18 protein-coding genes are annotated in these 18,501 nt (G+C 53.2%); 15 read left to right on the top strand and 3 right to left on the bottom strand.

Annotated elements, in window-relative coordinates; genetic code table 11:
• The first annotated feature begins 78 nt into the window (after window positions 1–78).
• The 6 genes from ACTG3Z_RS04115 to ACTG3Z_RS04090 all read left to right on the top strand — a co-directional run bounded on the left by ACTG3Z_RS04115 (window position 79) and on the right by ACTG3Z_RS04090 (window position 6,979).
• On the top strand, window positions 79–1,041 hold the full coding sequence (locus tag ACTG3Z_RS04115) for a DMT family transporter (protein ID WP_439141414.1): 963 nt from the start codon (window positions 79–81) through the stop codon (window positions 1,039–1,041).
• Between the two features lie 107 nt (window positions 1,042–1,148).
• Complete coding sequence (locus ACTG3Z_RS04110; protein ID WP_439141412.1) at window positions 1,149–1,895, top strand: SGNH/GDSL hydrolase family protein; 747 nt, start codon at window positions 1,149–1,151, stop codon at window positions 1,893–1,895.
• Between the two features lie 207 nt (window positions 1,896–2,102).
• On the top strand, window positions 2,103–3,203 hold the full coding sequence (locus ACTG3Z_RS04105) for an ABC transporter ATP-binding protein (RefSeq protein WP_439141411.1): 1,101 nt from the start codon (window positions 2,103–2,105) through the stop codon (window positions 3,201–3,203).
• A 120-nt stretch (window positions 3,204–3,323) separates the two neighbouring features.
• Window positions 3,324–4,433: an extracellular solute-binding protein gene (locus tag ACTG3Z_RS04100; RefSeq protein ID WP_439141410.1), complete on the top strand. Its 1,110-nt coding sequence runs from the start codon at window positions 3,324–3,326 to the stop codon at window positions 4,431–4,433.
• Window positions 4,434–4,515: 82 nt separating this feature from the next.
• Window positions 4,516–5,796, top strand: coding sequence for an ABC transporter permease (locus tag ACTG3Z_RS04095; protein ID WP_439141408.1), 1,281 nt, complete (start codon window positions 4,516–4,518; stop codon window positions 5,794–5,796).
• 4 nt (window positions 5,797–5,800) lie between these two features.
• On the top strand, window positions 5,801–6,979 hold the full coding sequence (locus tag ACTG3Z_RS04090; RefSeq protein WP_439141407.1) for an ABC transporter permease: 1,179 nt from the start codon (window positions 5,801–5,803) through the stop codon (window positions 6,977–6,979).
• A 74-nt stretch (window positions 6,980–7,053) separates the two neighbouring features.
• Here the strand turns inward: ACTG3Z_RS04090 and ACTG3Z_RS04085 are convergent, their stop codons facing one another.
• Window positions 7,054–7,923, bottom strand: a complete 870-nt coding sequence (locus ACTG3Z_RS04085; protein ID WP_439141405.1) for a branched-chain amino acid aminotransferase — start codon at window positions 7,921–7,923, stop codon at window positions 7,054–7,056.
• Window positions 7,924–8,072: 149 nt separating this feature from the next.
• On the opposite strand from ACTG3Z_RS04085, the gene ACTG3Z_RS04080 reads away from it, so the two are divergent.
• Genes ACTG3Z_RS04080 through ACTG3Z_RS04040 form a run of 9 tightly spaced genes read left to right on the top strand, consistent with a single transcriptional unit; the run spans window position 8,073 to window position 16,984 of the window.
• Entirely contained in the window at window positions 8,073–8,579 is a 507-nt protein-coding gene (locus tag ACTG3Z_RS04080) for a MarR family winged helix-turn-helix transcriptional regulator (RefSeq protein WP_439141404.1), read from the top strand.
• Complete coding sequence (locus ACTG3Z_RS04075; protein WP_439141403.1) at window positions 8,576–9,277, top strand: response regulator; 702 nt, start codon at window positions 8,576–8,578, stop codon at window positions 9,275–9,277. Before ACTG3Z_RS04080 ends, ACTG3Z_RS04075 begins: the two co-directional genes overlap by 4 nt.
• Window positions 9,278–9,337: 60 nt before the next feature.
• Window positions 9,338–10,279 (top strand): histone deacetylase family protein, encoded by a 942-nt coding sequence (locus tag ACTG3Z_RS04070; protein WP_439141402.1) that lies wholly within the window; start codon window positions 9,338–9,340, stop codon window positions 10,277–10,279.
• Window positions 10,261–10,503, top strand: coding sequence for an exodeoxyribonuclease VII small subunit (locus tag ACTG3Z_RS04065; RefSeq protein WP_439141400.1), 243 nt, complete (start codon window positions 10,261–10,263; stop codon window positions 10,501–10,503). Before ACTG3Z_RS04070 ends, ACTG3Z_RS04065 begins: the two co-directional genes overlap by 19 nt.
• Before the next feature lie 14 nt (window positions 10,504–10,517).
• Window positions 10,518–11,372 (top strand): polyprenyl synthetase family protein, encoded by an 855-nt coding sequence (locus tag ACTG3Z_RS04060; protein WP_439141554.1) that lies wholly within the window; start codon window positions 10,518–10,520, stop codon window positions 11,370–11,372.
• 24 nt (window positions 11,373–11,396) lie between these two features.
• Entirely contained in the window at window positions 11,397–13,325 is a 1,929-nt protein-coding gene (gene dxs, locus ACTG3Z_RS04055; protein ID WP_439141399.1) for a 1-deoxy-D-xylulose-5-phosphate synthase, read from the top strand.
• The gene (locus tag ACTG3Z_RS04050) at window positions 13,322–14,512 is read left to right on the top strand and encodes a cytochrome P450 (protein WP_439141397.1); all 1,191 of its coding nucleotides are present in this window, start codon (window positions 13,322–13,324) and stop codon (window positions 14,510–14,512) included. The genes dxs and ACTG3Z_RS04050 overlap by 4 nt, the downstream gene beginning before the upstream one ends.
• A 52-nt stretch (window positions 14,513–14,564) precedes the next feature.
• Window positions 14,565–15,095, top strand: a complete 531-nt coding sequence (locus tag ACTG3Z_RS04045) for an RNA polymerase sigma factor (protein ID WP_439141395.1) — start codon at window positions 14,565–14,567, stop codon at window positions 15,093–15,095.
• On the top strand, window positions 15,092–16,984 hold the full coding sequence (locus ACTG3Z_RS04040) for a vWA domain-containing protein (protein WP_439141394.1): 1,893 nt from the start codon (window positions 15,092–15,094) through the stop codon (window positions 16,982–16,984). The genes ACTG3Z_RS04045 and ACTG3Z_RS04040 overlap by 4 nt, the downstream gene beginning before the upstream one ends.
• Window positions 16,985–17,042: 58 nt before the next feature.
• Here ACTG3Z_RS04040 and ACTG3Z_RS04035 read toward each other — a convergent pair whose 3' ends face one another.
• Together ACTG3Z_RS04035 and ACTG3Z_RS04030 are read right to left on the bottom strand one after the other, a co-directional pair.
• The gene (locus ACTG3Z_RS04035; RefSeq protein ID WP_439141393.1) at window positions 17,043–17,510 is read right to left on the bottom strand and encodes an Hsp20 family protein; all 468 of its coding nucleotides are present in this window, start codon (window positions 17,508–17,510) and stop codon (window positions 17,043–17,045) included.
• Window positions 17,511–17,656: 146 nt separating this feature from the next.
• The gene (locus ACTG3Z_RS04030) at window positions 17,657–18,475 is read right to left on the bottom strand and encodes a trypsin-like serine peptidase (RefSeq protein WP_439141392.1); all 819 of its coding nucleotides are present in this window, start codon (window positions 18,473–18,475) and stop codon (window positions 17,657–17,659) included.
• Between the last annotated feature and the right edge of the window lie 26 nt (window positions 18,476–18,501).

The raw sequence follows: 18,501 nt of genomic DNA, 5'->3' as shown, positions 1-18,501 counted from the left end.
AGGTATAAACGCTTGCCTTAGCATCCCATCATGTGATGTTTGCGGTAACATAAACCAATGACAGGATGGAGCTGACCAATGGGCAGCAACACAAAAGGGGCTTTGATCGCTCTGCTCGCCTTTGCGATCTTTTCGACTCACGACATCATCGTAAAGTTCCTTGGTGCGATTTATTCACCGATTCAAATTGTTTTCTTCTCGGTCCTGTTTGGCTTTCCTTGGGTCACGCTGATGCTGATCCGTGACACGAGTTCGGGAAATCTGCGCCCAAAACACCCTTGGTGGATGGCGCTTAGGACGATGGCGACGATGGCGACAGCGATTTCAGCATTCTATGCGTTTACGGTCCTTCCGCTTGCACAAGTTTATGCGATTTTGTTTGCGGCGCCTTTGTTGATCACAATCCTTTCAATCCCGATTTTGGGTGAGCGTGTACGATTGCGCCGTTGGATCGCAGTTTTGGTTGGACTGGGCGGCGTTTTGGTTGTCTTGCGCCCGGGGGCAGAGCCTTTGACGTTGGGCCATCTGGCAGCTCTGATTGCTGCGATTGGCGGCGCGCTGGCGTCCATCATCGTACGCAAGATTGGCAAGGATGAGCGCAGCGTTGCTTTGCTGATCTTTCCAATGATGACGAACTTTGTGGTCATGGGGGCAGTTTTGCCATTCGTCTATGTGCCGATGGAGCCAATGCATATGGGCGGGATCGCGGTCATGTCGATCATGGCCTTAATCGCATCGGCTTTGGTGATTGAAGCTTACAAAGCAGGCGAAGCAGTTATCGTCGCGCCGATGCAATATTCGCAGATCATTTGGGCCAGTCTCTTCGGTTTCACGATATTTGGCGAACAAATGGATGCGATGACACTGCTTGGCGCACTCATCATCATCGGCAGTGGCATCTATATTGTACTGCGAGAAGGGCGAGGAAACGCGTCTGAAAATACACCGGTCTTGCGCACGCGCACACGGACCGAGACGGGAACAAGCCTTCGTATTGGTCCGCTAATTCGTGCACGCCGCAAACGTGAAATGACGGAGTAGTATCGCGGTTTCCGAAGCTTTCCAAGGTTAACTCTGAAACTATGCGTTTCGTTCAAGACGGAGTCGCGTTAGCTTAATCGGGTTTAAACATTGCTATTGGATTGAACATGGCTTGGCTCCCACCTTTGGACGTTGCTTTGCGGCCAATATTATTGCCAATCCTGTTATGGCAATCGATAGGCGTTCGACGCGCTGCGCTGTCGTTGCCCGAAGCGGCTGGCCTGCGTGAGGGACAGAGCGGCACTGGCCCTAAGTTACGGCTATTGATTGTTGGCGATTCATCCGCAGCAGGTGTGGGCGCGCAGACCCAAAGTGAAGCACTAAGCGGGCAATTGGTGAAAACGCTTGCGCCAAAATTTAGTGTGACATGGCGCTTGATTGCAAAGACCGGGGCGACTTGCCAATCGACGCTTGAGATGTTGGAAGCTGACAGAGCGGTAAACAGCGATGCGTTCGATGTCGCGTTTATTGCGCTCGGGGTGAATGACGCGGTTAGGCTGCGATCAAAACGGGTGTTTTTGCGTCGTCATCAAGCTGTAAGAGAGGTTTTGCGCACGCGCTTTGGGGTCGGTGCCATCGTTGTGCCCGGTGTCCCGCCGTTGAGCGATTTTCCTGCACTAACACCGTTGATGCGCTGGGTTCTTGGTAACCACGCACGTCGGCTGGACGGGGCATTGTCACAAGCCTTGAGCAAAGAGGAGTGCATTGCCTTTTTGCCATTTGATTTGCCGTTGACTTCCGAGGCGATGGCTCAGGACGGATACCATCCAAATGCTGAGAGCTACGCGGTCTTGGGGGATCGAGGTGGTATGGGCATTTCTGCTTTAATGCGTGAGGGCGGAGTTGATTCTTAAGCGATGTCATGCATTCCTAGTTTTCTGCACGTGCCGTGTTTGGCAGTTTTTTTAACTTTCGTTGCTAGAATTTGCAGCGAAATAAACGGATTTGGACTAAAAGTACGAAACAGGTAGTCAAACTGGTTGCGTTGGCGCTGGCTGCGCGTTTTACTCACTAAAGCGAAACGCAGGGCCAACCTGCTGAATGTATCAAGGGAGCCTCTTTTGGCCGAAACTGACCAAGGTGGCGCGTTCGTAGAATTCGACCGCGTTCAGAAAAGCTACGATGGGGAGAACCTCGTCGTAAAAGATCTTAACCTCTCATTGCCGAAAGGCGAGTTCCTCACAATGCTTGGGCCATCGGGGTCTGGCAAGACGACTTGCCTGATGATGCTCGCGGGATTCGAGACAGCAACCAACGGCGATATTCGTCTAGACGGTCGTCCGATCAACAATATTCCACCGCACAAGCGTGGCATTGGCATGGTTTTCCAAAACTATGCGCTTTTCCCACATATGACGATTGCTGAAAATCTGAGCTTCCCATTGGAAGTGCGCAAGATGCCAAAGGCCGAGCGTGAGGCGAAGGTAAAGCACGTCCTTGAAATGGTACAGATGGGCGCATTCGGTGGGCGTCGTCCTTCGCAGCTCTCTGGTGGTCAGCAGCAACGTATCGCACTTGCGCGCGCGTTGGTGTTTGAAGCCGAATTGGTTTTGATGGATGAGCCGCTTGGCGCGCTTGATAAGCAATTGCGCGAAACCATGCAGTTTGAGATTAAACGCATTGCGGATGACTTGGGCATTACCGTTGTCTACGTCACACATGACCAGACAGAAGCGTTGACAATGTCTGATCGCGTGGCTGTGTTTGAGGATGGTCGCATTCAACAGCTTGCGCCGCCGGATGAGCTTTATGAAAGCCCGCAGAATAGTTTCGTTGCGCAATTTATTGGCGAAAACAATACGCTTGAGGGCACTGTCAAAGAAATCAAGAATGGCATCGCATTGGTGCAGCTTGATGGTGGCGGGTTGATTGATTGCAAACCTGTGAACGTCACCAAAGCCGGCGAGCGAACGCGCGTTTCAATCCGACCTGAGCGGGTTGAGTTCGACAAGTCGCGCCTGAGCGCTGAAGCGCACACGCTAAAGGCTGAGGTTCTTGAGTTCATCTATATGGGTGATATTTTCCGCACGCGTTTACGTGTCGCAGGACAAGATGATTTTGTTATCAAATCACGAAATGCGCCGGATCAGGTTCGCCTTGAACCCGGCAGCGAGATTGAAATCGGTTGGATGGCGGAAGACTGCCGTGCGCTTGATGCGTAACTGATTTCAACGAATATCGGGCTTTTCATCAAACATGGCCCGATACCTTAAGAGGCTTCCATTTCGACCCGTACCGGAAGCCTCAAAAATCCAACACGGGTAACTAGGGAGAATGTTATAATGACATTTACACGTACACTACTTGCTACTTCCGCGCTTGTCGCAGTTGGTGGCGCAGCCTTTGCAGACGGCCATATGGCATCTGACATGACACTCGTTAGCTGGGGCGGTGCATACCAAAACAGCCAACAAAAAGCATATGTAGAGCCCTACATTGCAATGAACGAAGGCGTTTCCGCTGTTTGGGACGAGAGCTCTGCTGAAGCAGTTGCGAAGTTGCGTGCCATGAATGAAGCAGGCAACATCACTTGGGATCTCGTAGACGTCGTCGCGGCTGATGCGATCCGTCTGTGCGACGAAGGTCTCGCGATGGAGATCAATCCTGACGAAGACCTCGCAGCAGCGCCAGACGGCACACCTGCATCTGAGGACTTTGGCGACTTGCTCGTCTCTGACTGCTTTATTCCACAGATCGTTTACTCAACGACAATGGGTTACCGCACGGACCTCGTTGGTGACACAGCGCCGACAAGCGTTTGCGCAGTCTTCGATACAGAAGCGTATCCTGGCAAGCGTTCGCTTGAGAAGCGTCCAATCAACAACATGGAATGGGCTTTGATCTGTGACGGCGTTGCAAAAGACGACGTTTATTCAGTTCTGGAAACAGCTGAAGGTCAAGAGCGCGCGCTTGCGAAGCTCGACACGATCAAAGACGATGTGATCTGGTGGTCTGCTGGTGCGGATACGCCTCAGTTGCTCGCAGATGGCGAAGTTGTCATGGGTTCCACATACAACGGTCGTTTGTTCAGCTTGATCGAAGAGCAGAAGCAGCCAGTTGCGATGCTTTGGGACGCTCAGGTGTTCGACCTTGATGGTTGGATCATCCCGGCGGGTCTTTCTGATGAGCGTTTGGCGCGTGTCAAAGACTTCGTTAAGTTCGCAACAGACACACAGCGTCTTGCAGACCAGTCCAAGTACATCTCTTACGGTCCTGCACGCGCGTCTTCAGCGCCGTTGGTTGGTAAGCACATCGATCTTGGTATCGAGATGGCACCACACATGCCAACAGATCCTGAGAACGCAAAGAACACGTTCCTCTACAACTACGAGTTCTGGGCTGACTACCGCGACGACATCGATGCAAAATTCCAGGCATGGTTGGCTAAGTAAGCCTTCCTGACGATCCGAGACGGGCTATCACGGCCCGTCTCACCCCTTTCTTTCTCAAGTCTTTTTTCCCCTGAGGATAATGATGACAAGCGTTCCCGATACAGATGCCTCCGGCAGAGTCCTTGCCGCCGATGGCACCCCCCTCAAGCAATCTCTGAACCGCGCTTTGCGCCGTCAGAAGCTACGCGCACTCGCGCTGATTGCCCCGCTTTTGATCTTTGTTCTCGTGTCTTTTGTGGCACCGATCCTTGATATGTTGTTCCGCTCCGTCGAGAACCAGCTGATCTCTGACAACCTTCCACAGACGGTGGTCGTGTTGGAAGATTGGGATGCCAACAGCGGTGAGTTGCCTGATGAAGCAGTCTTTGAGGCCTTCGCAGGCGATCTACAGGTTGCGATTGAAAAGAAGATACACACGCGTATCGGGTCGCGGCTGAACTACGAAAAACCCGGTATTTCATCGCTGTTCCGCAAAGCGGGGCGAAAGGTGAAAAAGTGGGATATTCCCAATGACGGGCCTTACAAAGAAAAGTTTATAGATCTGAACGATGGCTTTGCTGACGTCGAAGTGTGGCGCACGATCAAGACCTATAGCGGCGCATATACCAATGGTTATTTTCTGAACTCTATCGATATGCAAAAGGGCGCGGATGGCCCCGAAGCACGGCCCGAGAACGAACAGATTTACATTACCTTGTTCATTCGTACGCTGATCATGTCGCTTGCGATTACATCGCTTTGTATCCTGCTGGGGTATCCAGTCGCTTGGATTTTGGCCAATTTACCTTCGCGTACGGCGAACCTTTTGATGATCCTCGTGCTGTTGCCGTTCTGGACATCACTTTTGGTGCGGACATCCGCCTGGAAGGTCATGTTGCAAGATCAAGGGGTTGTGAACGAAGTCCTTGTTTGGATCGGGCTTATTGCTGACGAGTCTCGGCTTGCGCTGATCAATAACCAGACAGGTACGATTATCGCGATGACGCATATTCTATTGCCCTTTATGATTTTGCCGCTCTATTCGGTCATGCAGACGATCTCACCGACCTATTTGCGCGCGGCGAAGTCGTTGGGCGCAACGGATTGGACAGCATTCTGGCGCGTGTATTTTCCGCAGTCTGTTCCGGGCATCGGCGCGGGGTCGATCCTCGTGTTTATCCTGTCTATTGGATATTATATCACGCCTGAATTGGTGGGTGGCACGAAGGGTGTGTTCATCTCCAACCGAATTGCCTTCCATATTTTGTCATCGCTGAACTGGGGTCTCGCTGCTGCGCTTGGCACTATTTTGTTGGTGGTCGTGATGGCGCTCTATTGGGCCTATGACAAGATTGTCGGCATCGACAACGTAAAGCTGGGATAAGATCATGGTCGCACTTACACCGATTTCGCGCAAACCCATGTCCTTCGTTGTGCCGACTGTCGCAGCTTCTGGCGCTTTGGCAGGGATTTTCGTTGGCGCTGCGCAAGGCTCTTCGATCTTAGGGTTTGTTGTTGGCGCAGCGTTGCTGGCGGTTATTGCCGTTATCGTCATGCAAGACATCCTGCCTGAACGTATGATGAAGTGGATCATTACAGTAGGCTTTGCGCTTGCTGGATTTGTCTTGGCCGGTTTGCCTGCGCTTATTATTGGCGCGCTTTTTGGTTGGTTCTACGGGTGGTTCGCGTATTGGCTTTTTGAAGGGCGCTACCGTGGGAAAGTACCACCGTATCTGACGTCCGGCCAAGTGCTTTGGCACTTTACGTTTCGAGTAATTTGTGGCGCGATCTTCGTTTTTTTGATCACGCCTATCCTTGTCGTCATGCCGCTAAGCTTCAATGCGCAGGACTTCTTCACATTTACACAAGAGATGCTCCAGTTTGATCCCGCGGGATATTCGCTTAAGCATTATCGCGACTTTCTGACCAACCCTGAGTGGACGAATGCCGTTGCCAATTCGCTGCGCATTGCACCTGTCGCAACCCTGTTGTCTGTGTCGCTTGGTACGCTCGCGGCGATCGGTCTAAGTCAGAGCCACGTCCCTGGTCGTCGTGCGATTATGGCGATTCTGATTTCACCAATGATTGTTCCGTTGATTATTTCTGCAACAGGCATGTACTTCTTCTATGCAAAGATAGGCATTATCGGCACCTACTGGGGCGTTGTTCTGGCTCACACCGTGCTTGGTATTCCATTTGTCATTATTACGGTGACTGCAACGCTTGTTGGCTTTGACAATTCTTTGACACGTGCCGCCGCGAATATGGGGGCGGGTCCTGTTAAGACCTTCTTCAAGATTCAGATGCCGTTGATCCTACCCGGTGTCATCTCAGGTGGCCTTTTCGCGTTTATCACATCATTCGACGAAGTTGTTGTGGTGATCTTTATTGGCTCGGCAAAGTTGCAAACGCTGCCTTGGCAGATGTTTACAGGCCTGCGTGAGCAGATCAGTCCGACGATTTTGGCGGCTGCGACGATTTTGGTGGGTATCTCGATCATCTTGTTAACGATCGTCGAAATGCTGCGCCGTCGCTCCGAACGTTTGCGCGGTATGAGCCCGAGTTAATTTGGCTTCCATGAACAATCAAAAAGCCGGCATCCTAAGGGAGCCGGCTTTTTGATTTTACCGCTTTGGGCTGATTACTCGCGCACGAGCTTCTCATAGGCTTCTGAAATCTCACGCGTGAGCGCACCGACCTCAAAATTGTAGTCACCAATTTGACCAACGGGCGTAACTTCAGCCGCTGTACCAGTAAGCCAGCATTGCTCGAACCCTTCCACTTCTTCAGGCATGATCACACGTTCATTTACGGTGATGCCACGTTCTTGCAACATGCCAATCACGGTTTGACGCGTGATGCCGTTAAGGAAGGCATCGGGCTTGGGTGTGTGCACTTCGCCATCTTTCACGAAGAAGATGTTCGCGCCTGTCGCTTCGGCCACATAGCCGCGATAATCAAACATCATCGCATCAGAGCAGCCTTTGGCTTCTGCGGCGTGCTTGGACATTGTCGCGATCATGTAAAGACCTGCGGCCTTGGCTTGGGACGGCGCTGTCTCGGGGGATGGACGCTTCCACTTGGCAATGTCGAGCTTGGCGCCCTTCATCTTAGCATCGCCGTAATAGTTGCCCCACTCCCAAACGGCTACAGCCATATGGACAGGGTTTTTGGAGGATGCGACACCCATGTCTTCGCCAGCTCCACGCCATGCAACTGCACGCACGTAAGCATCTTTGAGACCGTTGGCTTCCAAAGCAGCCGCTTTTGCGGCTTCGATTTCATCCACAGTGTAGGGGATGTCAAAATCGATAAGCTTGCCGGAAGCGATCAATCGCTCGGAATGCTCGCGCGATTTGAAGATTTTACCAGAGTAGCAACGCTCGCCTTCAAACACGGATGACGCGTAGTGCATCGCATGGGTCAGGATGTGCACATTGGCCTCACGCCATTCGACGAGATTGCCGTCCATCCAGATTTTTCCGTCGCGATCTGCATAAGATCCAGCCATTGTGCTCTCCTTTCAATATTTTCATTTGTTGCGCAAGTTATGACCGAAGTGGACATAATATTGCGCCGAAACTGTGAATCGCTACCAGTCTGTTATTGGAAAGTCAACAAAGCTGACATATAATTTGAGAAACGATAGGAAGGGGTATCATGTCAGATCGAAGTGCAGCCCAGCATAGTGATATGTTGTTGTTCCTTACTGATGAACAATTACGCCAAGGTATCGAGGCAATGTTCTTCGCCTATCAGGGCTTTACTGCGGATCCAGACCGTATCCTGTCCGAGATGGCCTATGGCCGCGCACATCACCGCGCCGTGCACTTTATCAATCGCGCGCCGGGGACGACTGTGAACAATTTGCTAGGGATCCTGGGTGTTACAAAGCAATCTCTCAACCGTGTCCTAAGAACCCTGATCAAGGACGGTCTGGTTGAGAGCAAGGTAGGTCGCATAGACAAGCGGGAGCGACATTTGTTTCTGACGCAAGCGGGCGCGGAGCTGGAGCGCAAACTCTCTGATGCGCAGCGTGCAAGGATGCGTGCCGCGTATCGTGAAGCTGGTCCCGAGGCTGTGACTGGATTTCGCGCTGTACTTGAGGCAATGATGGACAAAGACATGCGCCGCAAATCGCGCGCGCTAAAGGAAGGCAGCACATGAGCGATCCCGACGCCCATCTTTTGATCGTAGACGACGACGAACGCATTCGTGGCTTGTTGCAGAAATTTTTAATGCGTCATGGATTTCTGGTGACCGCTGCACGCGATGCAGGTCACGCGCGCCGCATATTGTCTGGGCTTGATTTCGATATGATCGTGATGGACGTGATGATGCCGGGTGAAGATGGTGTGAGCCTGACGCGTGATCTTCGCAAGACATCCAGCACGCCGATCCTGTTGCTGACCGCCAAAGGCGAAACAGAGAATAGGATAGAAGGGTTGGAAGCAGGTGCAGATGATTACCTTGCCAAGCCGTTTGAACCCAAAGAACTGCTGTTGCGGATCAACGCGATTTTGCGCCGCATGCCAGAGGCCGAAGTGACAGACACAGCGCCTAAGGTTCTACACCTTGGCCCAGTGCGCTATGATATTGAGCGCGGCGAGATGTGGCATGGCGATGATATCGTGCGTTTAACAGCGACCGAATCCCAACTGATGCGCATCTTTTCCAAACATGTGGGCGAACCTGTGAGCCGTGTGCAATTGGTCGAAGACTTGGGCCGTGATCGTGGCCAAGCGCAAGAGCGTGCGGTCGATGTTCAGATCACCCGTTTGCGTCGCAAGATTGAGATGGACCCGAAGCAACCTCGCTACATGCAGACTGTTCGTGGTGCTGGATATATGCTCGCACCTGATTGATTTTATGCGCTGCCATGGGACAACTGCATCCTTTGGCCTGAGCTTAAAGGATAAAACCACATGACCACTGCCCTCATCACCCATCCCGCCTGCCTTGAGCATGTCACGCCAAACGGTCATCCAGAACAGGTTGCGCGGTTGGAATACATCCTCAAAGCATTGAAAGACAAAGACCTGCTTCGCGTCAAAGCACCCCTTGGGAGCGAAGATGACATTACGCGTTGTCACCCTGCGAGCCACATCACTGACCTGCGTAGCGCTTTGCCGAATGTGGGAAATCGCCAGCTTGATGCGGATACGCATATGTCGCCCGGCTCTCTCGACGCTGCGTTTCGCGCTGTTGGGGCTGTGACCAAAGCGGTGGATATGGTGATGGCAGGCGAGGCGGGGAATGCTTTCGCTGCGATCCGTCCGCCGGGGCATCACTGTGAGACGAGCACGCCAATGGGATTCTGCTTGTTTGGCAACGTCGCGATTGGCGCGAAATATGCGTTGGAACATCACAGTCTCAAACGTGTTGCTGTTGTGGACTTCGATGTGCATCACGGTAACGGCACGCAGGACCTTCTTTGGAATGAAAAGCGCGCTTTGTCGATTACCAGCCAGCAAATGCCGCTTTGGCCGGGCACAGGGGAACGTTCTGACAAAGGTGGGTTCGACAATGTAGTGAATCTACCGATCGCCCCTGAAAGTGGGGGTGATCAAATGCGCGCGCTTTATACATCTGAAGTTTTCCCACGCCTTCGCGCGTTTAAGCCAGAGATGATCTTTATCTCAGCTGGCTTTGACGCCCATCAAGACGACCCGCTCGCGAACCTCAATTGGTCCACGGGTGACTTCAAATGGCTCACACAAGAGCTATGCAAAATTGCGGACGAAATTTGCCAAGGGCGTGTGGTCTCTGCGCTCGAAGGCGGCTATGATTTGGATGCGCTTGCCGAAGCAGTGGCCGCGCATGTGGATGCTTTGAGGGAGGCCAGCGGATGGGCGACACTAACGTAGCGGAGATGAGCTTTGAGCAAGCTATGGGCGAGCTGGAGCAAGTGGTCAGCCAGTTGGAACGCGGTGATGTGCCGTTGGAGCAATCCATCACGCTTTATGAGCGCGGCGCAGAGTTGAAAAAGCGTTGCGAGGCCAAGCTGAAAGAGGCCGAAGAAAAGGTCGCAGCGATCACCTTTGATGGTGATGGCACCCCCAAAGGAACAACACCTGTCGAGGGTCTGTGACACTAAAATCTGAAATGGCGGCGTGTTCGAGTGTGGTGGACCAGCATTTCAAGCAGGTCTTATCAAGCTTTGCCGACGTGCCTGTCGTGCAAGCAATGCGCTATGCGACCACTGGTGGCAAACGCCTACGCGCCTTTCTTGTGCTGGAAAGCGCGCGTGTATGTGGTGCTGATCGCGTCCGCGCCATTTGGCCCGCATGTGCGATTGAAGCACTACATGCCTATAGTCTCGTTCATGACGATCTGCCGTGTATGGATGATGACAATTTACGCCGGGGTCAGCCGACAGTGCATGTTAAATGGGACGATGCGACTGCTGTTCTATGTGGCGATGCGTTGCAAACGCTGGCGTTTGAATTGGTGAGTGATCCGGCCTGCCATGATGATCCGTTTGTGCGCTCCACACTTGCTTTGACACTCGCGCGCGCCAGCGGAGCTGCGGGTATGGTCTATGGTCAAGCACTCGACATAGCAGCCGAAAGTGCGGCGATGCCGTTAACTCTGGAGCAGATCACGGAATTGCAAAATGGTAAAACAGGAGCGCTTATTACGTGGTCCGCGACTGCAGGTGCGATCCTTGCCAAAGCCGACACCGATGCGCTGAAAACCTACGGCGATGCGCTTGGCCTTGCCTTTCAAATTGCAGATGACATTCTGGATGTGACCAGCGACGCGGAGACCCTTGGAAAGGCTGCGCAAAAGGATGCGGATGCAGGCAAAGCCACGTTTGTGTCCTTGCTGGGCCTAGATGGGGCGAAGCGCCGCGCTGAAACTCTGGTGGAATCGGCCTGCGATGCTCTATCTATCTACGGGAGCGATGCTGACAACTTGCGCGAAGTCGCGCGTTTCGTCGTTGAGCGCCGCTCTTAGGACACTGCCAAAGGGACCTTCGCCATGTCTGACCGCCCGATCACCCCGCTTTTAGACCGTGTAAATAGGCCCAGTGATCTAAAGCAGTTTTCCGACACAGAACTTGCACGCGTCGCGCATGAACTGCGCTCAGAGACGATCTCAGCAGTATCAGAAACAGGTGGGCACTTGGGCGCAGGTTTGGGTGTGGTGGAATTGACAGTCGCACTTCATGCGGTGTTCAGCACGCCCAAGGATAAAATTATTTGGGATGTAGGGCACCAGTGTTACCCGCATAAAATCTTGACAGAACGCCGTGAACGCATTCGGACGCTGCGCATGAAAGACGGGCTAAGCGGTTTCACCAAGCGCTCCGAAAGCGTGTATGACCCGTTTGGTGCCGCGCATAGTTCAACCTCTATCTCAGCGGCCCTTGGCTTTGCGGTGGCGCGCGATCTGGGTGGCGAAGCACCCGGCGGTTTGGGTGATGCCGTTGCCGTGATCGGTGATGGTTCGATCAGTGCTGGCATGGCATTCGAGGCGATGAATAACGCGGGTCATTTGAAGAAGCGCATGTTTGTCATTCTCAATGACAACGAGATGAGCATCGCACCACCTGTGGGCGCGCTTTCTTCTTATTTAAGCCGGCTTTATGCTGAAGAGCCTTTCCAAGATTTCAAGACTGCTGCCAAGGGCGCTGTAAGTCTTTTGCCTGAACCCTTCCGCGAGGGCGCGAAACGGGCAAAAGACATGCTTAAAGGCATGACAGTGGGCGGCACACTTTTTGAACAGCTTGGTTTTTCTTATCTCGGTCCGATTGATGGCCACGATATGGATCAGCTCTTGCCCGTTCTGCGCACTGTGCATGCGCGGGCAACAGGGCCTGTACTTATCCATGTTCTAACGAAGAAGGGTAAAGGCTACGCACCTGCGGAAGCGGCACGCGACAAAGGGCACGCAACCGCAAAGTTTGATGTTCTGACGGGCGAGCAAAAGAAATCCCCGTCCAACGCGCCCAGCTACACCAAAGTTTTTGCGGAAAGCCTGCTGAAGGAAGCGGCCGCAGATGACAAGATTTGTGCCGTCACCGCGGCGATGCCAGATGGCACAGGCCTGACCCAATTCGCTGAGCGCTACCCGAGCCGTTGTTTCGATGTGGCAATTGCCGAGCAACACGGCGTGACGTTTTCCGCAGCACTTGCCGCTGGTGGAATGAAGCCGTTTTGCACCATGTATTCGACGTTCTTGCAACGCGGGTACGATCAAGTCGTGCACGATGTAGCAATCCAGCGCTTGCCTGTGCGGTTCGCCATTGATCGTGCGGGGCTTGTTGGTGCGGATGGTGCGACGCATGCGGGCGCATTCGATATCGCGTACCTTGCGAATTTGCCCGGTTTCACCGTCATGGCCGCCGCTGATGAGGCAGAGTTGGTACACATGGTTGCCACAGCTGTAGCGCATGATGAGGGTCCTATCGCCTTCCGCTTCCCGCGTGGGGAAGGTGTGGGTGTTGAAATGCCTGAAAAGGGTATTCCACTGGAGATTGGAAAAGGCCGGATGATCCGTGAGGGTAACGGCGTTGCCATTCTTTCCTTTGGTACGCGTTTGAAGGAAGTCGAAGATGCCTGCGACGCGCTCGCCGCAAAAGGCATCACGCCAAGCATTGCAGATGCACGATTTGCCAAGCCTTTGGACCGCGATCTCATCTTGCAACTCGCAAAGGACCACGAGGCATTGATCACGATCGAAGAGGGGGCCGTTGGGGGCTTTGGCTCTCATGTCGCGCAGCTACTTGCAGAAGCAGGTGTGTTCGACACGGGACTCAAATATCGCTCTATGGTGTTGCCTGACATATTCATCGATCAGTCCAGCCCGCGCGATATGTATGCTGTCGCAAAGCTGAATGCGGAGGATATCGAGGCGAAAGTGCTTGATACGCTTGGCGTCGCGCAAATCACTAGCAAAAAGGCATGAGTCTAACGCTCATCGATTTGCCAAACGGCTTTCATGACGACCCTTACCCCCATTACGCGCAACTGCGTGATAACGCACCTCTGTGCGAGCAACCTGATGGCTCGTTCATCGTTTCGCGCCATGCTGATCTGGATATGATCTACCGCGATACGACGCGCTTTATTTCTGACAAAAAGAAGGTGTTTGCGCCGAAATACGGTACTGCCGCGCCTTTATATGAGCATCATACAACGTCGCTTGTTTTTAATGACCCGCCGCTTCATACGCGCGTGCGTAAAATTATGGTTGGGGCGATGACCCCGCGCGCTTTGGCATCGATGGAGCCGGGGTTAATCACTTTGGTGGACGGACTTCTAGATGAGCTGAAAGGCCAAACAGAGGTCGATCTGATTGAATCCTTCGCAGGTGCTATTCCTATCGAAGTTATAGGGAATTTGTTTGATATTCCGCGCGATCAACGTGCCCCTTTGCGCGATTGGTCATTGGCCATTCTGGGGGCGTTAGAACCTCAGTTGACGCCAGAGCAAGAAGCGCGTGGCAATCAAGCGGTGCTCGATTTCGTCGATTTCCTGCGAGAGATTGTGAAGGACCGTCGCTCATCGCCGGGTGATCCTGAAACCGATGTGCTGACCCGTCTTATTCAATCCGAAGAAGGGCGTTTAAGTCCAGAAGAGCTGTATCAAAACTGCATTTTCATTCTGAATGCGGGTCACGAAACGACGACAAACCTGATTGGCAACGCGTTGATGCTGCTTAATACGGATCGGGACGCACGCGCCAAGTTGTGTGCGGAGCAAGACCTCATCACGACTGCAGTTGATGAATTCTTGCGCATGGAAAGTCCCAATCAATTTGGCAATCGGCTTACCACAGAACCAATGATCCTTCATGGTACGCACATCCCTGCGGGGACTGATCTGCACCTTTGCATTGGCGCGGCCAATCGCGATTCTTTGCAGTTTGACCATTCTGATACGCTGCAGCTGGATCGTCGGCCCAACAAACACCTCGCGTTTGCGGGGGGCGCACATACCTGTGTTGGGCTCACACTCGCGCGGATGGAGGGGCGTGTCGCGGTCGGTAAATTCCTTCAACGCTTTCCCGAATATGAAATCACTGAAGGTGCTACGCGTGCGGGGCGCATCCGTTTTAGAGGGTTTAATACGTTGCCTGCGAAATTGAGCTGAAAAAAAGTTCCAAGGATTGGACCCTCTGGCGCGTCATAGTAGCGTGATGCGTATGAAAACGAGCGACATAGATTTGGCAATGGCGGCCGCTGGTGGTGACAGCGACGCTTTTGCGGCGCTTCTAGAGCGCTCCTATGATCGTTTGTTTGGTCTTTGTTTTCGTCTGACGGGTTCGCAGTATGAAGCGGAAGATTTGTGTCAGGACATTTGTGCCGCATTGCCCGCGAAACTCGCTAAATTTGAGGGCGGTTCCAGCTTTTCTACGTGGCTCTACCGTGTTGCAGTCAACGCCTCCCATGACCGCCGTCGCCGTGCTGCAACGCGTGCCAAAGCGAGCCAAGGATGGGGTGATTGGGAAGTGCAACGAACCGAGGCCAACAAAGAACAAGCAGAAGCCCAGAATTGGCTAATGCACGCGATTGGCACCTTGCCAGACGATCTGCGCGACACGGTCGCTTTAGTGATGGATGACATGAATCATCGCGAGGTGGGTGAAGTCTTGGGCATTTCTGAAGGCACGGTCAGTTGGCGTATGAGCGAAGTTAAAAAGCACTTGAAGCGTATAAAGGAGAACGATCAATGAGCGATGATCTCGACGATCTCAAGAGCGCATTCTCTGTCGCGACGCCCAAGCCTGATGTTGCGAAACGTACGACGCATATTGCATTGGCCAAAGATAGTTTCGCCAAATTCCAAGGATCACAAAGCCAAGCACGTCCTAAGACTGACGCCCCACAGCAGGGTGGTTTTGCAAAAGGACTTCGTTTCATGTTTGACGCTCTCTCTTCAAAGGCGGGTTTGACCGCGACGACAGCTTTAGCCGCTTTCGGTTTGGTGATGATCGCACCTGTGATGCGCGATGGTGCGCCACAAATGCTGCAACCCGAACCTGCTTTGATCATGGAAGAGGCCACTATTGACCGCAGTTCCCCAGATCTCGCATCTGACCTGGTGGTTGGTGCCCTTGCTCAAGACGGCGCGCCAATTGCAGCACCTACGCCGAGCATCAGGGCGAAGTCTCGTCTCAGCGCTCCTGCGGCTCCAACTTCTGGCTTGATTGCAGATGCACCGATGTTTGTGCCCGAAGGAAATACTGAAAGCTTCGCAAACGCGCCTGAAAACACATTGAAGGTCACGCGTGAAAATCCCGTTTCCACTTTCTCGATTGATGTCGACACAGCGAGCTATTCGATCGTGCGATCATCATTGGAAAACGGTCAGTTGCCGCCTGAAGCAGCGGTACGGGTCGAAGAAATGATTAATTATTTCCCCTATGATTACGCTGCCCCAAAGGGAGAGGCGTTCGCGACGTCATTGGCACTCTTGCCTACACCGTGGAACGAAAATACCCAGCTTCTGCGCATCGCGTTACAAGGTGAGATGCCAGCGGTGGACACGCGCCCCCCGCTTAATTTGGTATTCTTGATCGATACATCGGGGTCTATGAATCAACCTGACAAGCTGCCGCTTCTGAAGCAGTCTTTGCGGCTCATGCTTGGACAACTACGCGCAGAAGATCAGGTCGCAATCGTCGCCTATGCTGGCAGTGCAGGGCAGGTGCTAGAACCGACAGCGGCCAGCGAGCGTGATGTGATTTTGAACGCTTTGGACCGTCTCGCAGCGGGTGGGGGTACAAATGGGCAAGCTGGTTTGCAACAGGCCTATGCACTTGCTCAACAGATGCAGGAAGAGGGCGATATCAGCCGTGTGTTGCTTGCAACGGATGGTGATTTCAATTTGGGGCTTAGCTCAGTAGACGCATTGAAGGACTACATCGCGAACAAACGCGAGAGCGGGACGTTTCTATCCGTGCTTGGCTTTGGGCGTGGCAATCTTGATGATGCGACGATGCAGGCGCTGGCGCAAAACGGCAATGGTCATGCGAGCTACATTGATAGCTTGCCTGAGGCACAAAAAGTGTTGGTTGATCAACTCACGGGAGCTTTGTTCCCTATTGCAAGCGATGTAAAAATTCAGGTGGAGTTCAACCCTGCGACTGTCGCGGAGTACCGCTTGATCGGGTATGAGACGCGTGCACTGCGCCGAGAAGATTTTAACATCGATAAGGTTGATGCAGGCGATATTGGTGCAGGTCATCAGGTGACCGCGCTTTATGAAACTACACCTGTTGGCAAAGAAACGTTAACGGATGCCTTGCGCTATGGCGAGAATGCCAGTGATGGGCTAGACGATGAACTTGGGTATTTGAAACTGCGTTATAAAGCGCCGGGTGCGCAGAATAGCCAGCTTATTGAGCGCGCGATACCAGTCACGCTAGACGCTGATCGCGAACTTGAATTTGCAGCGGCGATCTCGGGGTTTGGTGAACTGCTGCGCGGCAGTGATCGTCTTGGAACCTGGTCTTACGGGGATGCCATCGACACTGCGATCCGCGCACGCGGGGCAGACCCATTTGGCTACCGCGCTGAAGCTATTCAACTTATGCGCCTTGCCGCATCTTTAAGCCAATAGACGTGAAAAAGGCCCGCGTGGGAGGGGCGCGGGCCTTCTCGTTCAAGCTAAGCCGGACTTAGTTAACGGCTTTTGCCTCTACGACGTCTTTTTCCACGGCGCCTGCGCGCGCAATTTCAATTTGGCGCGGTTTCAGGGCTTCGGGCACTTCGCGCGTCAGTTCGATGTGGAGCATGCCGTCCTCATGGCTCGCCCCTGTGACACGCACATGATCGGCCAGATGGAAGCGCCGCTCGAACGCGCGGGTCGCAATACCGCGATGCAAATACGTCCGCTCAGTTGTATCTTCTCCTTTGCGGGCAGATACGAAAAGCGCGCCGTCTTTCACTTCAACGGAAAGGTCAGCATCGCTAAAACCTGCGACTGCAATCGAGATGCGGTAGTCGTCATCAGAGGTCTTTTCGATGTTGTAAGGGGGGTATGTGTTCGTGCTGACGTCGTTGGACATAACTCGGTCCATCATGTCTGCGATTTGGTCAAAACCAATAGATGCACGGTGCATCGGTGCGAAATCAAAAGTACGCATGGGTCATCCTCACTTGAGCAATAACAATATGTTAGTGGCCTTCCCATCTGGGACAGACCGGTTCACGCAGCCCATCATTGGCGCTGCGTTGTTACTGATTTGGGAAAGGGTTTTGCGGTTTCAAGAGGATATGGCGTGAAATTTTGCTAGGGCTTCACAAACTTCGCACCAGATATGGCGCGTCCTTCAATGGCATCTGCATTGCGGCTTTCTTGCGATCCTGTGACGCTGAAACGTCCACGACCTGCAGCCAGTTCGGCGCGCAAACGCGCTAACGGACTTTCAAGCGCGGTACCAAGTGAGACGGGAATACCCTTCACTTCGGCTTTGGCAGAGACGACGGAAACGATCTTGGCGGAGTCGCCGTCCATCGTAAAAATTGGCGCACCGGATGAGCCAAAATTCACATCGCACGACATAACCAAAACGCCCTTCTGACGGGCCATAACGTGGCAAATCTCTTGCAAAGACGGTGCCTCGGATCGATCCAAAGCGTACGATACAACACCGATCTTATCGCCTTTTGCAGGGCGCTCTGCCGTTTCAAAAGGGATCACTTGCGTATTGCGAATGGGGCGGTCAAGCTCGATCAGAGCGAGGTCGTTGCGCACACGATCCGTTGTCGCTGTTCCGTCATAAAGATAATCAGGATGCACCACCGCGCGGCGCACATTGCGATAGGCAGACGCACGACCATCGCGCCAGCCTGCCAGAAATTCCATCGTTTCGTGGTCAACGCGTTCGCCAGTATCGCGATCGTAAAGGCAATGAGCTGCTGTCAGGACAAGATCGGGCGCGATCAAGGCGCCTGTGCAAAACCCTTTGCCTGCAACATCAAGTCGGCCGACGCCTTCCCACCCGCGCGACTCGTCGCCGGTGTTGAGACGTTTCAATCCGCTTGTTTGCGCCTGTGCGCTTTGGGCAAAGACAAAAGCCAATGAGATCAAAAATGCGATCCGCGTCATGCCGTCTCCATCTACGTTTCACATCG

Origin of the sequence: Planktotalea sp., assembly GCF_965659345.1 — a bacterium.
GTDB lineage: Bacteria > Pseudomonadota > Alphaproteobacteria > Rhodobacterales > Rhodobacteraceae > Planktotalea.
Note: the sequence above shows the minus strand (reverse complement) of the source record. Positions and strands in the feature narration are given on the sequence as shown.

Coding starts and splice junctions, on each gene's coding strand:
- ACTG3Z_RS04030 (WP_439141392.1), bottom strand. CDS start 18,475: ATGACGCGGATCGCATTTTTGATCTCATTGGCTTTTGTCTTTGCCCAA.
- ACTG3Z_RS04070 (WP_439141402.1), top strand. CDS start 9,338: ATGACCACTGCCCTCATCACCCATCCCGCCTGCCTTGAGCATGTCACG.
- ACTG3Z_RS04035 (WP_439141393.1), bottom strand. CDS start 17,510: ATGCGTACTTTTGATTTCGCACCGATGCACCGTGCATCTATTGGTTTT.
- ACTG3Z_RS04090 (WP_439141407.1), top strand. CDS start 5,801: ATGGTCGCACTTACACCGATTTCGCGCAAACCCATGTCCTTCGTTGTG.
- dxs (WP_439141399.1), top strand. CDS start 11,397: ATGTCTGACCGCCCGATCACCCCGCTTTTAGACCGTGTAAATAGGCCC.
- ACTG3Z_RS04060 (WP_439141554.1), top strand. CDS start 10,518: ATGGCGGCGTGTTCGAGTGTGGTGGACCAGCATTTCAAGCAGGTCTTA.
- ACTG3Z_RS04045 (WP_439141395.1), top strand. CDS start 14,565: ATGAAAACGAGCGACATAGATTTGGCAATGGCGGCCGCTGGTGGTGAC.
- ACTG3Z_RS04080 (WP_439141404.1), top strand. CDS start 8,073: ATGTCAGATCGAAGTGCAGCCCAGCATAGTGATATGTTGTTGTTCCTT.
- ACTG3Z_RS04075 (WP_439141403.1), top strand. CDS start 8,576: ATGAGCGATCCCGACGCCCATCTTTTGATCGTAGACGACGACGAACGC.
- ACTG3Z_RS04050 (WP_439141397.1), top strand. CDS start 13,322: ATGAGTCTAACGCTCATCGATTTGCCAAACGGCTTTCATGACGACCCT.
- ACTG3Z_RS04065 (WP_439141400.1), top strand. CDS start 10,261: ATGGGCGACACTAACGTAGCGGAGATGAGCTTTGAGCAAGCTATGGGC.
- ACTG3Z_RS04040 (WP_439141394.1), top strand. CDS start 15,092: ATGAGCGATGATCTCGACGATCTCAAGAGCGCATTCTCTGTCGCGACG.
- ACTG3Z_RS04095 (WP_439141408.1), top strand. CDS start 4,516: ATGACAAGCGTTCCCGATACAGATGCCTCCGGCAGAGTCCTTGCCGCC.
- ACTG3Z_RS04100 (WP_439141410.1), top strand. CDS start 3,324: ATGACATTTACACGTACACTACTTGCTACTTCCGCGCTTGTCGCAGTT.
- ACTG3Z_RS04110 (WP_439141412.1), top strand. CDS start 1,149: ATGGCTTGGCTCCCACCTTTGGACGTTGCTTTGCGGCCAATATTATTG.
- ACTG3Z_RS04115 (WP_439141414.1), top strand. CDS start 79: ATGGGCAGCAACACAAAAGGGGCTTTGATCGCTCTGCTCGCCTTTGCG.
- ACTG3Z_RS04085 (WP_439141405.1), bottom strand. CDS start 7,923: ATGGCTGGATCTTATGCAGATCGCGACGGAAAAATCTGGATGGACGGC.